This is a genomic window from Nocardia sp. CA-136227 (assembly GCF_050955695.1).
Lineage (GTDB): Bacteria > Actinomycetota > Actinomycetes > Mycobacteriales > Mycobacteriaceae > Nocardia.
In genome coordinates this window covers 7213657-7225783 of sequence record NZ_CP192081.1, presented here as the reverse complement: position 1 = coordinate 7225783, position 12127 = coordinate 7213657, and the positions used below count along the sequence as shown (strand labels likewise).

The 12127-nt window shown below is 67.2% G+C and carries 11 protein-coding genes and 1 rRNA gene; 9 read left to right on the top strand and 3 right to left on the bottom strand.

The window, feature by feature from the left end; genetic code table 11:
* Positions 1–67: 67 nt before the first annotated feature.
* The 6 genes from ACQP06_RS33465 (at position 68) to groL (ending at position 5722) form a co-directional block, all read left to right on the top strand.
* The gene (locus tag ACQP06_RS33465) at positions 68–523 is read left to right on the top strand and encodes a hypothetical protein (protein WP_433668965.1); all 456 of its coding nucleotides are present in this window, start codon (positions 68–70) and stop codon (positions 521–523) included.
* 32 nt (positions 524–555) lie between these two features.
* On the top strand, positions 556–1434 hold the full coding sequence (locus tag ACQP06_RS33460; protein WP_433668964.1) for an RNA polymerase sigma-70 factor: 879 nt from the start codon (positions 556–558) through the stop codon (positions 1432–1434).
* A 108-nt stretch (positions 1435–1542) separates the two neighbouring features.
* The gene (locus tag ACQP06_RS33455; protein ID WP_433668962.1) at positions 1543–2625 is read left to right on the top strand and encodes an NAD(P)/FAD-dependent oxidoreductase; all 1083 of its coding nucleotides are present in this window, start codon (positions 1543–1545) and stop codon (positions 2623–2625) included.
* Between the two features lie 66 nt (positions 2626–2691).
* Positions 2692–3447 (top strand): Clp protease N-terminal domain-containing protein, encoded by a 756-nt coding sequence (locus ACQP06_RS33450; protein WP_433668960.1) that lies wholly within the window; start codon positions 2692–2694, stop codon positions 3445–3447.
* A gap of 107 nt (positions 3448–3554) precedes the next feature.
* On the top strand, positions 3555–3857 hold the full coding sequence (locus ACQP06_RS33445; protein WP_357094617.1) for a hypothetical protein: 303 nt from the start codon (positions 3555–3557) through the stop codon (positions 3855–3857).
* A gap of 242 nt (positions 3858–4099) precedes the next feature.
* Positions 4100–5722: a chaperonin GroEL gene (groL, locus tag ACQP06_RS33440; RefSeq protein WP_357094620.1), complete on the top strand. Its 1623-nt coding sequence runs from the start codon at positions 4100–4102 to the stop codon at positions 5720–5722.
* A 176-nt stretch (positions 5723–5898) separates the two neighbouring features.
* Here groL and ACQP06_RS33435 read toward each other — a convergent pair whose 3' ends face one another.
* Complete coding sequence (locus ACQP06_RS33435; RefSeq protein ID WP_433668958.1) at positions 5899–6600, bottom strand: TetR/AcrR family transcriptional regulator; 702 nt, start codon at positions 6598–6600, stop codon at positions 5899–5901.
* Positions 6601–6748: 148 nt separating this feature from the next.
* On the opposite strand from ACQP06_RS33435, the gene ACQP06_RS33430 reads away from it, so the two are divergent.
* The gene (locus ACQP06_RS33430; RefSeq protein WP_433668956.1) at positions 6749–7699 is read left to right on the top strand and encodes an NAD-dependent epimerase/dehydratase family protein; all 951 of its coding nucleotides are present in this window, start codon (positions 6749–6751) and stop codon (positions 7697–7699) included.
* Between the two features lie 293 nt (positions 7700–7992).
* Positions 7993–8634: a DUF4386 family protein gene (locus ACQP06_RS33425; RefSeq protein ID WP_433668954.1), complete on the top strand. Its 642-nt coding sequence runs from the start codon at positions 7993–7995 to the stop codon at positions 8632–8634.
* Between the two features lie 13 nt (positions 8635–8647).
* On the opposite strand, the gene ACQP06_RS33420 is transcribed toward ACQP06_RS33425, so the two are convergent.
* Positions 8648–9520 (bottom strand): SDR family NAD(P)-dependent oxidoreductase, encoded by an 873-nt coding sequence (locus ACQP06_RS33420; RefSeq protein WP_433668953.1) that lies wholly within the window; start codon positions 9518–9520, stop codon positions 8648–8650.
* A 58-nt stretch (positions 9521–9578) separates the two neighbouring features.
* Positions 9579–9860 carry a hypothetical protein gene (locus ACQP06_RS33415; RefSeq protein ID WP_433668952.1) on the bottom strand — a complete coding sequence of 94 codons (282 nt, stop codon included), beginning with the start codon at positions 9858–9860 and terminating at the stop codon, positions 9579–9581.
* 444 nt (positions 9861–10304) lie between these two features.
* On the opposite strand from ACQP06_RS33415, the gene ACQP06_RS33410 reads away from it, so the two are divergent.
* A 16S ribosomal RNA gene (locus ACQP06_RS33410) occupies positions 10305–11821 on the top strand.
* Positions 11822–12127: the final 306 nt, after the last annotated feature.

Sequence of the window (12127 nt, the reverse complement as noted above, 5' to 3'; positions counted from 1 at the left end):
TACGCTGCTGCGAGCGCCGGGCCGGTCCGGCGATTCGGCACTCTCGGGAAAGTTCGGAAAGCAGGGTATGAAGCGTCTTTCGATGGTCGCCCTCACCGCAGGTGCGATGGCCCTCACCTTGGGCGCGGCTCTCACCGGCTGTGGTTCGGACGAAGCCGGTGGCAGTAATGGCCTGAAACAGGCCGAGACCACCTCCGCGGCGGCCAGAACCACCGCCGCCGCCCCGACCACGGCCGCGATCCCGGCCGAGTCGCCCGTCGACGCCCCCGCCGCGGTCCCCACCGCCGCGACGGTGGCCAAGAAGACCAGCGCCCCCAATGGCGCGCAGACCACCTGCGCCGACTTCCGCGACCTCACCGAGGACGCCGAACGGCAGGTCATCCAGCAGGTGCTGGCCGCGCACCCGGGGTCCTTCCTGGATGGCAGCCCCGCTGCCGCGCTGAGTACGGCGAAGCTCGCCTGCATGTCCGGAAATTACGCCAACACCCCGGTCGCCGTCGCGATCCGGGTGGCGCCCAAGTAGTCTCACGGGAGAATTTCCGGGAGGCGGCACACGTGGTGGAATTCGAACGGCACCGGCCGCGTCTCTTCGCGCTCGCGTACCGCATGCTCGGATCCGCCGCCGAGGCCGAGGACGCCGTCCAGGAGACCTACCTGCGCTGGCACGGCACCGACCGCGCCGACATCCGTTCCGTCGAAGCCTGGCTGACCACCATCCTGGTGAATCTCTGTCGCACCTGGCTGGATTCGGCCCGTGCCCGCCGCGAGACCTACGTCGGGCCCTGGCTGCCCGAACCGGTCCCCACCGGCCACGGCGAACTCGGCCCGCTGGAATCGGCGGAACAGCGGGAACTGGTGTCGATGGCGTTCCTGGCGCTGGCCGAACGGCTCAGCCCCACCGAACGCGCGGTGTTCGTGCTGCGCGAGGCCTTCGGCTACGCGCACCGCGAGATCGCCGACATGCTCGGTCTCACCGAATCCAATGCGCAGCAGGTGTATCGCCGCGCCGCGCACCGGGTGCACGAGGAGAAGCCGCGCTTCGAATCGGCCCCGGCGCACGCGCGGGAACTGGTCGAAAGGTTCCTCAGCGCAGCGCAATCCGGTGATCTCGCGGCGCTCGAGTCCATGTTCACCGCCGATATCGTGGCCCTGGCCGACGGCGGTTCGAAGGTCAATGCCGCGAAGCGCCCGATCGTCGGCGCGGAGAAGGTGGCCCGCTACCTGCTCGGTCTGTTCGGCAAGATCCCGAGTTTCGGCGCCGACATCAGCGTCGTGATCGAAGAGGTCAATGCCGCGCCCGCCTTCGTGGTGCGTGCGGACGGGGCCGTGCTCGGCACCATCTCCGTCGGCTTCGACGGCGACTCGATCGCCTCGGTCCAGCTCGTGGTGAACCCGGACAAGCTGACCTATTTCGCGTCTCACGATCGCGTGTGACGCAGGACACACCTGGATTCTGTCAGGGATCGCGGGGCTGTCCGGTCTAGAGGGTGTCGGCTACCGAGCGGGGCCGACTGTGTACCTGAAGTGAAAAGGAGCACTCTCATGACCGGGCAGCATCGAATCGTCGTTCTGGGCGCGGGCTACGCGGGACTGGCCGCGGCGCGGGAAGCGATCAAGGCCAAGGGCGCGCACGTCACCGTCATCGACCTGCACACCGAATTCGTGGATCGGGTGCGGCTGCACCAGGTCGCCGCCGGGCAGGACGTGGCCCGCTGGGAGCTGCGGAAGACTTTGGCGGCCAAGGGGATCGAGTTCGTCAACGGCCGCGCCGAGCGCGTCGACACCGAGGCTCGCCGCGTCGAACTGGCCACGGGCGAGGCCGTCGCGTACGACTCGCTGATCTACGCCCTCGGCAGCCGCGCCGATCTCTCGATGGTGCCCGGCGCGGCCGAATTCGCGCACACCGTGGCCACGTCGGAGGACGTGCGCCGGATTCCCGCCCTCGCCGGCCGGGTCGCCGTGGTCGGCGGCGGCGCGACCGGGCTCGAGACCGCGACCGAACTGGCCGAGAGCAACCCCGGCCTCGAGGTGGTGCTGGTCAGCTCGGACGAGCCGGGCGGCTGGCTGATCCCCAAGGCCGTCGCGCACATTCGCACCGTCCTGGATCGGCTCGGCGTCGAGGTGCGGGTCGCCAAGGTGGCGGCGGTGACCGCCACCGGCCTCGACCTGGTGGACGGCGACCACGTCGACGCCGACATCGTGCTCTGGACAACGGGTTTCACGGTGCCCGAGGTGGCTGCCCGCTCGGGTCTGCCGGTGGACGGGCGGGACCGGGTGCTGGTCGACGATCGGCTGCGGGTGCGCGGTGTCGACGATGTGTACGCGGTCGGTGACGCGGCGGTGATGATCGGGCACAACGGCCGCGAGGCCCGGATGTCGTGCCAGGCGGCGCAGCCCGCGGGCAAGTACCTGGGTGCGGCCGTCGCGGCCCGTCTGCGCGGCAAGCAGCCGGGGCCCTTCACCCCGCGCTTCGTCCTGACCTGCATGAGCCTGGGTCGCCGGGACGGTCTGGTCCAGGTCATGAAGGCCGACGACTCGAACGGCAGCATCGCGCTGACCGGCCGTCCGGCGGCGTGGATCAAGGAGCAGATCGTGGGTGCGGTGGGCCGGGCGGCGAAGCTCTGACCGACTCGCCGAAGCATCGTCAACCTATGGTTGACCAAGCCTACTTGGTCAACCTACAGTTGACGTATGACGAACTCGATCCGCCTCGACGACCTGATCGACGGCATCAAGAAGGCCCGCCCCGACGACGTGCTCGAGCAGCTGTCCGACGCCGTGGTGCTGGGCAACCACATCGGCGAAGTGGCCGACCATCTGATCGGCCACTTCGTCGACCAGGCCCGCCGTTCCGGCGCGTCCTGGACCGATATCGGCCAGAGCATGGGCGTCACCAAGCAGGCCGCCCAGAAGCGCTTCGTCCCCAAGGCCCCCGCTGACGCCGGGCAGGCGGCGGCGCTCGACCCCAATGCCGGTTTCGCCCGCTTCACCCCGCGTGCCCGCCAGGTGGTGATGGCCGCCCAGGAGGAGGCCCGGGCCGTCGGCAATCTGGAAACCCGCCCCGAACACCTGATTCTCGGCCTGCTCTCGGAGCCGGAATCCCTCGCGGTCACGGTGATCGAGGCCAAGGGCATCTCCGCCGACGCCGTCCGCCGGGTGGCCACCGCCGCGCTGCCCGCCGCCACCGGCGACCCGGTCCCGCCGCTCATCCCCTTCGACGCGCAGGCCCGCAAAGCCCTCGAGCTGACCTTCCGCGAGGCGCTGCGGCTCGGCCACAACTACGTCGGCACCGAGCACCTGCTGCTCGCTCTGCTCGACCTGGAACACGGCGCGGGCATCCTGTCCGGCCTGGGCCTGGACAAGGACGCGGTGCAGGCCGACGTCGTGGGCCTGCTGGCGTCGCTGACCGCGCCCGCCGCGCCGGCGGGCACCGAGGACACGCAGTAGTCCGCGTGTCGTTCCGCCACGCTGCCGACCTGGTGATGTATGCCCCGGGACCGGTGTCCTCGCGCCGGATCCCCTGGGGAGCATGTTGCGGCAGATACGATTGTGGAATGGCGGACGACGAGAGTTCCGACCTAGTTGCGGGGGAGCAGCGCGCTGACCTGCTGCGCGCGCTCAGCTATGTCTCCACAGAGGACACGCCCGACGGTGGCTACATCGTGAACGGAGACCTCCCACCCGAGGTCGCGCCTCCGTTCATCCGGGCGATCATGCGTATCGAAGCCGAACTCCTGCTGCAGGACGCCGAACTCGTCACCATCGAGCACGGTGAGCCCCGCACTCCGGAGGAGCGCCGCACCGATGCGCTGATCGCCCTGCTGCTGCGGGTCGACGACCGCTCGCACTTCTCGTAGTGCCGGGCGGGCGACCGGACCGCACGAGGTGACTCGTGCGGTCTTCCGCGCGTTTCGGGGCCCGGCCCCAACCTTGCAGTCGGTGGGGGTGAGTGCTAGAAATGGGTTTGGCACTCCATACCTGTGAGTGCTAGGTCGGGGCGGTGAGGCCGGGCTGGTTAACAAGCTCCTCGGTCGTCCGTCGCGGGCACCATGCCTGGCCAGAACACTGTCAATCCCCAGATCTGGAGGATCTCAACGCAATGGCCAAGACAATTGCGTACGACGAAGAGGCTCGCCGCGGTCTCGAGCGTGGTCTGAACGCCCTCGCTGACGCCGTCAAGGTGACCCTGGGCCCGAAGGGCCGCAACGTCGTGCTGGAGAAGAAGTGGGGCGCCCCCACCATCACCAACGACGGTGTCTCCATCGCGAAGGAAATCGAGCTCGAGGACCCGTACGAGAAGATCGGCGCGGAGCTCGTCAAGGAAGTCGCCAAGAAGACCGACGACGTCGCGGGTGACGGCACCACCACCGCCACCGTGCTGGCCCAGGCGCTGGTCCGTGAGGGCCTGCGCAACGTGGCCGCCGGCGCCAACCCGCTCGGCCTGAAGCGCGGCATCGAGAAGGCCGTCGAGGCCGTCACCGCCAAGCTGCTCGACACCGCCAAGGAGGTCGAGACCAAGGAGCAGATCGCCGCCACCGCCGGTATCTCGGCCGGCGACTCGTCCATCGGTGAGCTGATCGCCGAGGCCATGGACAAGGTCGGCAAGGAAGGCGTCATCACCGTCGAGGAGAGCAACACCTTCGGTCTCCAGCTGGAGCTCACCGAGGGCATGCGCTTCGACAAGGGCTACATCTCCGGTTACTTCGTGACCGACCCCGAGCGTCAGGAAGCGGTCCTCGAGGACCCGTACATCCTGCTCGTCGGTTCGAAGATCTCGACCGTCAAGGACCTGCTGCCGCTGCTGGAGAAGGTCATCCAGGCCGGCAAGCCGCTGCTGATCATCGCCGAGGACGTCGAGGGCGAGGCCCTGTCGACCCTGGTCGTGAACAAGATCCGCGGCACCTTCAAGTCCATCGCCGTCAAGGCCCCGGGCTTCGGTGACCGTCGCAAGGCCATGCTGGCCGACATCGCCATCCTGACCGGTGGCGAGGTCATCAGCGAAGAGGTCGGCCTCTCGCTGGAGACGGCCGGCATCGAGCTGCTGGGCCAGGCCCGCAAGGTCGTCATCACCAAGGACGAGACCACCATCGTCGAGGGCGCGGGCGACGCGGAGGCCATCAAGGGCCGCGTGCAGCAGATCCGCACCGAGATCGAGAACTCGGACTCGGACTACGACCGTGAGAAGCTGCAGGAGCGTCTGGCCAAGCTGGCCGGCGGTGTCGCGGTCATCAAGGCGGGCGCGGCCACCGAGGTCGAGCTCAAGGAGCGCAAGCACCGCATCGAGGACGCCGTCCGCAACGCGAAGGCTGCCGTCGAAGAGGGCATCGTCGCCGGTGGTGGCGTGGCCCTGCTGCAGTCGTCGCCGGCCCTGGACGCGCTGACCCTGTCGGGTGACGAGGCCACCGGTGCGAACATCGTTCGCGTCGCGCTGTCCGCGCCGCTGAAGCAGATCGCCTTCAACGCGGGCCTGGAGCCCGGCGTCGTCGCCGAGAAGGTCTCGAACCTCCCCGACGGCCACGGCCTGAACGCCGACTCCGGCGAGTACGTCGACCTGCTGGCCGCCGGCGTTGCCGACCCGGTCAAGGTCACCCGCTCGGCCCTGCAGAACGCGGCCTCCATCGCGGCCCTGTTCCTGACCACCGAGGCCGTCGTCGCCGACAAGCCGGAGAAGGCCGCCCCCGCGGGCGACCCGACCGGCGGCATGGGCGGCATGGACTTCTAAGTCCTGCCTTCCGGCAACGGAATCGAACAACCTGGGCCCGGTCACCGCACGGTGACCGGGCCCAGTGCTGTGTATGGTGCGGATCTGCGCCGAAAACACTCGGTGGTGGCCTGACCCCGAGCCCCGGCGGGCAGCATCGGGTGGTGGGACCGGAATCGGTGTGTGGCGGGCCGAGTTCAGTCGGTGGCGGGGAGGCCGACGAGGTCGGCCATCAGGTTCATGTGGTGATGGAAGTAGTCGGCGACGGCGTCGATGGTGCCGTCGAGGCGGCCGAAGATCTCGAAGGTGACCAGGCCGAAAAGCTGTGTCCAGCCGACGAATACGCGGTCGAGGACCTCTTCGGGGAGGTCGGCGGACTGTTGTTCGATGAGGACGCGGAGGTCCGCGCGAACGGGGGCGGGCAGGGGAGTGGGCAGGGCGGCGGGGGTGAGCCGGTCGGCCGCCGCGGCGCGGGTGGCGACGCTCGCGAGCAGCAGGACGACGGTGGCGGCGGGGCCGACGGTGTCCTTCGGCGCGTCGTAGCCGGGGATCGGGCTGCCGTAGAGCAGGCCGTATTCGGTGGGGTTGGCGAGGGCCCAGTCGCGGACCGCCGTGCAGACCGAAAGCCATTGCGCGCGTGGGTTGTTGGCGGGTGCGGCGTCGTGGGCGGTGGTGGCGGCCGCGCCGAGGGAGCGGTAGCCGTCCAGGATGAGCGCGGTGAGCAGGTCGTCGCGGCTGGGGAAGTAGCGGTACAGCGCGGAGGCGACGATGCCGAGGTCGCGGGCGACGCCGCGCAGCGACAGATTGGCGCCGTCGGTGGCCAGCCGCGCGCGGGCGGTGGCCTTGATCTCCTCGATCATCTCGGTGCGGACGCGGGCGCGCAAGGATCCGGCGGACATGGTCGCAGTGTAGAGAACAGGAAACCGTTGAGAGAACGGTAGGCGACTGAGAGAACAGTGTTCTTGACAGGAAACGGTGTGCACTCCTACCGTCGAGAGTGCGAGAACAGTGTTCTCGGAACACCCATCCGACAGGATCGAGGACCTCATGTCCCTGCACGTCGTCATAGGAGCGGGTCCGGTGGGCACGGCCACCGCGCGACTGCTCGCCGCCCGGGGCGACTACGTCCGCATCGTCACCCGCAGCGGTTCCGGCCCCGAGCATCCGAACATCGATCGCATTACCGCCGACGCCACCGACCCGCGGGCGCTGCTCGCCCATTGCGAGGGCGCGGCGGCCCTCTACCAGTGCGCGCAGCCCGCCTATCACCGCTGGCCACAGGATTTCCCACCCCTGCACCACGCCGTCCTGACCGTGGCCGAACGCTCCGGCGCACCCTTGATCACCGTCGGAAACCTGTACGCCTACGGCGAGTTCGACGGCCCGGTGTCCGAGTCCCACCCGCTGCGCCCGAATTCGGCGAAGGGCCGGGTGCGCGCGGACCTGTGGTCGGAGCAGCTGGCGGCCCACCGATCCGATCGCGTCCGCACCGCCGAGGTGCGCGGTTCGGACTACCTCGGCCCCGCCGCGACCTCCGCGTTCACCGTGATGGTGTTGCCCGCCGTGCTCGTGGGCAAGCGAGCCCTGGTCCCCGCGGACCCGGACGCCCCGCACAGCTGGACCGCCACCGAGGACGTGGCCCGCCTGCTGGTCGCGGTCGCCGATGACGAAACCGCCTGGGGCCGAGCCTGGCACGTGCCCACCGCGCCGCCGCTGTCCATCCGCGCCCTGGCGGACCTGACCGCGTCGGTGGCCGGAGCACCGCCCGCCCGGATCGGCCGCCTCCCCGGCGCACTGCTCTGGGCAGCGGGCTTGTTCAACCGCGACGCCCGAGAAATGCGCGAGCTGCGCTACCAGTTCGACCGCCCCTTCGTCCTGGACTCCTCCGCCGCAACCAGCTACTTCGGGCTCACGCCTACCTCGCTCGAGGACACCCTCCGCGCCACGCTCGACCAACTCCCCGTCGGCGTTCCCGCTCCGACCACCCCGGGAAGGTAGGCCACGCCGTGTCCCCGATGCGCGATTCCGCATCTCCCTCCGCTCCGACCCCGCCGAGCGTCGTTGTATCCGCCACCGTCCACGTCCCCAGCGCGGCGGGCGCGCCTGCCGCAGCCGAGGTCCACGGCGCAGACAGTGTCCCCGCTACCGAGTTCGCGCAGGGTGCGCCCGTCGTAGCCGAGGTCTCCGGCGCGGACGGTGTGCCTGCCGCCGGGACCGGCGGCACGGCCGTGAACGCGGTGGCGCCAACTGGTTCCGACCGGCGAGCGTCCAGCCCTGCGAGGGTCCTGATCGTGCCCGCGTTGATTGTCGCGGCGGTGGTGGCCATGAACGCTGGGTTCACCGGGCTGGGCGCGGTCTTCGAGTACCCGCGGGTGTTGTCCCGCCCGGGCGCGGAGGTGCTGGCGTCGTTCCGTATGCACGAGTCCGCGGTGGTCGCCTGGTTCTCGGTGCTCGTGGTCGGCGCGCTGCTGTTCGTTCCGATCGCGCTGAGGGTGGGCCGTCACGCGGATTCGCCGCGCATGCGCTGGGCGGCGCGTGCCGGGGTGGCGGCGGGAGTGGTGCAGGCGGTCGGCCTGTCGCGCTGGCCGCTGCTGGTACCGGGGCTCGCCGATCGCGCGGCCTCCGAGGGCGGAAGTTCCACGGCGGTAACGGAATTCGAGTTCTGGAACAGGCTGTTGGGCTCGTTCGTCGGCGAGACGCTCGGCTACTCGTTGACCGCCGCGTGGACGGTGCTGGTGGTCTCGGTCCTTGGGCGCGAGGGCTTCCCGCGCTGGTTCGCGGTGCTCGGCACGGTGTCGGCGGCACTGATCCTGCTCGGTGTGGCCGCCCCTTGGCAGGTAGTGGGTGCGCAGCAGGCGAACTTCGCCGGATACGTGTTGTGGAGCGTGTGGATGCTGGCGTTGGCCGCGTTGTGGGGCCGCCGTCGCGCGTGACGGCGGCCGGGGTTCACATGCCTCGGCGGAAGCGGGTGTTGCGGATGGTGTCGGCGCGTTCGGGGAGAACGCTGTCGATGAGCGCGGCGACCCGGCCCATGACCGGGGCCAGCCGGCGGGGGCGGTCGATGATGGCGTCGCAGATGATCCGGCCGCCTTCGTCCGCGGTGAGCGCATTGGCCGTGGCCTGCTGGTAGACGGGGTTGGCGGTGATCATGTCGGTGCGGACGAGGGGGAGGTAGATCGAGGTGAATCGGAGGTTCTCGGTCTGGGTCTCGGCTTGCAGGTTGGTGCTGAGCGAGTCGAGGGCGGCCTTGGACGCGACATAGGCGGCGTAGCCGGGGCCGCCGTAGAGGTTGGCGAGCGACAGGATGTTGATGATCTGTCCGTCGCGGCGGTCCCGCATGGCGGGGGCGAAGGCGAGGATGAGGCGGACCGCGGCGAAGTAGTTGAGCCGCATGGTGCGCTCGTAGTCGTGGAACCGGTCGTAGGACTCGTCCAGCCGGCGGCGAATGGATCGCCCGGCATTGTTGACGAGGATGTCCACCCGGCCGTGGTCGGCGAGCACCTTCGCGGTCATGGCGTCGAGCGCCTCGAAGTCATTGAGGTCGCAGGGGTAGGCGGCGGCCCGCCCGCCCGCGGCCTCGATCTCGGTGACGGCGTCCGCGAGTTCGTCCGCGCGGCGCGCGACCAGGAGAACGGTGGCCCCGGCCGCGCCGAGCTGCACGGCGGCGACCCGTCCGATGCCGGAGGAAGCCCCGGTGATGAGCACGGTCCGGCCCGCGACGGCGTCGGTGAGGGTGCGGTCGCGCCGCAGCCGGGACAGGCTGACCTGGGTGTCGAGGCCGTGGCGGATCTTGTGCAGCAGGTCACTGATGTCGTGCATGCCCAGTGATGCTAAGTGCCGCACCGGGATTCGGTGGGGGTTCGGATTCGCGCCCCGGTCAGCGCCGGGGATGGCGCTCGGAGAGCACGGCGGCGGCATCGATAGGACGGATTCCGAGGAGTGTGGCGGCGGCCGCGATGGTCGCCTGGGTGGCGGGATCGTTCGGATGCGCGGGGTCGAGGAGGAGTTCCACCAATTCCATGGCGGCGATCGCTTGTTCACGGGTGACGAGGCGGCCGGGCAGCCAACTAACGCGCCAGTCGGTTTCCTTAATGCCGGGGATTCTTTCCGCGAACTCGTCGGCGACGCCACTGGTAATCGACCAAGCACACACGTACACCCGCGAATTATGCCTCTGACCAGCCGATTTGACTTCTGTTCGTAGCAACACGTAACTTAGTCCAGGTCAGAGCGACACGGACACCGACCCGGAGCCCCAAGGGCCTGGGAAACGAGGTTGGACGAGGAGCGCCTGATGATCACATTAGCTTCACTGACCAGCGGATTTGGTTCTGCTGCGAAGTAGGGGCTAAAGTATAGAAGCAGCCACGGAGACCGACCGGGACAAAGAGCCCGCGAAGTTCCGTGTGCGTGTGTTCTTTGAGAACTCAATAGTGTGTCGATGAATGTCAGTGCCAAATATTATATTTGGTTCCAATCATTCTCACCCCCGTGAGGGTGGTTGGACATTTAAGTCGGCTAATTTTCCAGCCGACGATTTGCTAGGTTTTCGGACTCTGGTTCGAGATACTTCTGATTCGCCTTCGGGTGCATTCTAGAGTCTTCAACGGAGAGTTTGATCCTGGCTCAGGACGAACGCTAGCGGCGTGCTTAACACATGCAAGTCGAGCGGTAAGGCCCTTCGGGGTACACGAGCGGCGAACGGGTGAGTAACACGTGGGTGATCTGCCTCGCACTCTGGGATAAGCCTGGGAAACTGGGTCTAATACCGGATATGAGCAGCCTCTGCATGGGGGCTGTTGGAAAGGTTTACTGGTGCGAGATGGGCCCGCGGCCTATCAGCTTGTTGGTGGGGTAACGGCCCACCAAGGCGACGACGGGTAGCCGACCTGAGAGGGTGACCGGCCACACTGGGACTGAGACACGGCCCAGACTCCTACGGGAGGCAGCAGTGGGGAATATTGCACAATGGGCGAAAGCCTGATGCAGCGACGCCGCGTGAGGGATGACGGCCTTCGGGTTGTAAACCTCTTTTGACAGGGACGAAGCGCAAGTGACGGTACCTGTAGAAGAAGCACCGGCCAACTACGTGCCAGCAGCCGCGGTAATACGTAGGGTGCGAGCGTTGTCCGGAATTACTGGGCGTAAAGAGCTTGTAGGCGGTCTGTCACGTCGATTGTGAAAACTTGCAGCTCAACTGCAAGCTTGCAGTCGATACGGGCAGACTAGAGTACTTCAGGGGAGACTGGAATTCCTGGTGTAGCGGTGAAATGCGCAGATATCAGGAGGAACACCGGTGGCGAAGGCGGGTCTCTGGGAAGTAACTGACGCTGAGAAGCGAAAGCGTGGGTAGCGAACAGGATTAGATACCCTGGTAGTCCACGCCGTAAACGGTGGGTACTAGGTGTGGGTTTCCTTCCACGGGATCCGTGCCGTAGCTAACGCATTAAGTACCCCGCCTGGGGAGTACGGCCGCAAGGCTAAAACTCAAAGGAATTGACGGGGGCCCGCACAAGCGGCGGAGCATGTGGATTAATTCGATGCAACGCGAAGAACCTTACCTGGGTTTGACATACACCGGAAAGCCATAGAGATATGGCCCCCCTTGTGGTCGGTGTACAGGTGGTGCATGGCTGTCGTCAGCTCGTGTCGTGAGATGTTGGGTTAAGTCCCGCAACGAGCGCAACCCTTATCTTATGTTGCCAGCGCGTAATGGCGGGGACTCGTGAGAGACTGCCGGGGTCAACTCGGAGGAAGGTGGGGACGACGTCAAGTCATCATGCCCCTTATGTCCAGGGCTTCACACATGCTACAATGGCCGGTACAGAGGGCTGCGATACCGCGAGGTGGAGCGAATCCCTTAAAGCCGGTCTCAGTTCGGATCGGGGTCTGCAACTCGACCCCGTGAAGTTGGAGTCGCTAGTAATCGCAGATCAGCAACGCTGCGGTGAATACGTTCCCGGGCCTTGTACACACCGCCCGTCACGTCATGAAAGTCGGTAACACCCGAAGCCAGTGGCCTAACCCTTGTGGAGGGAGCTGTCGAAGGTGGGATTGGCGATTGGGACGAAGTCGTAACAAGGTAGCCGTACCGGAAGGTGCGGCTGGATCACCTCCTTTCTAAGGAGCACTTCTCCACGACGCTTCACACAGGTGAAAGTGGTTGTGGCAGAGACCGTTTGAGTCCTCATCTGAAGGACCGCGGACGCTCATGGGTGGAACACTGACAACCTTCATCGCACCTAGCTCGAAGCCATGTCTTCGAGCGCGGTGAATATACCGACACACTATTGGGTCCTGAAAGAACACGCGAAAGCGATTCTTTCTAGGAATCAAAAACGACGAGACTGAATCCTCAGTCATACCGCCGAGCTTGCTCGGGCTGGTGCTGAAACACGGATTCGGACTTGTGTGTTGTTTGAGAAC

What these genes read in the sequence shown, in the direction of transcription:
- ACQP06_RS33455 (WP_433668962.1), top strand. Translation starts at nt 1,543, where the DNA reads ATGACCGGGCAGCATCGAATCGTCGTTCTGGGCGCGGGCTACGCGGGA.
- ACQP06_RS33465 (WP_433668965.1), top strand. Translation starts at nt 68, where the DNA reads ATGAAGCGTCTTTCGATGGTCGCCCTCACCGCAGGTGCGATGGCCCTC.
- ACQP06_RS33430 (WP_433668956.1), top strand. Translation starts at nt 6,749, where the DNA reads ATGTCCCTGCACGTCGTCATAGGAGCGGGTCCGGTGGGCACGGCCACC.
- ACQP06_RS33450 (WP_433668960.1), top strand. Translation starts at nt 2,692, where the DNA reads ATGACGAACTCGATCCGCCTCGACGACCTGATCGACGGCATCAAGAAG.
- groL (WP_357094620.1), top strand. Translation starts at nt 4,100, where the DNA reads ATGGCCAAGACAATTGCGTACGACGAAGAGGCTCGCCGCGGTCTCGAG.
- ACQP06_RS33435 (WP_433668958.1), bottom strand. Translation starts at nt 6,600, where the DNA reads ATGTCCGCCGGATCCTTGCGCGCCCGCGTCCGCACCGAGATGATCGAG.
- ACQP06_RS33445 (WP_357094617.1), top strand. Translation starts at nt 3,555, where the DNA reads ATGGCGGACGACGAGAGTTCCGACCTAGTTGCGGGGGAGCAGCGCGCT.
- ACQP06_RS33420 (WP_433668953.1), bottom strand. Translation starts at nt 9,520, where the DNA reads ATGCACGACATCAGTGACCTGCTGCACAAGATCCGCCACGGCCTCGAC.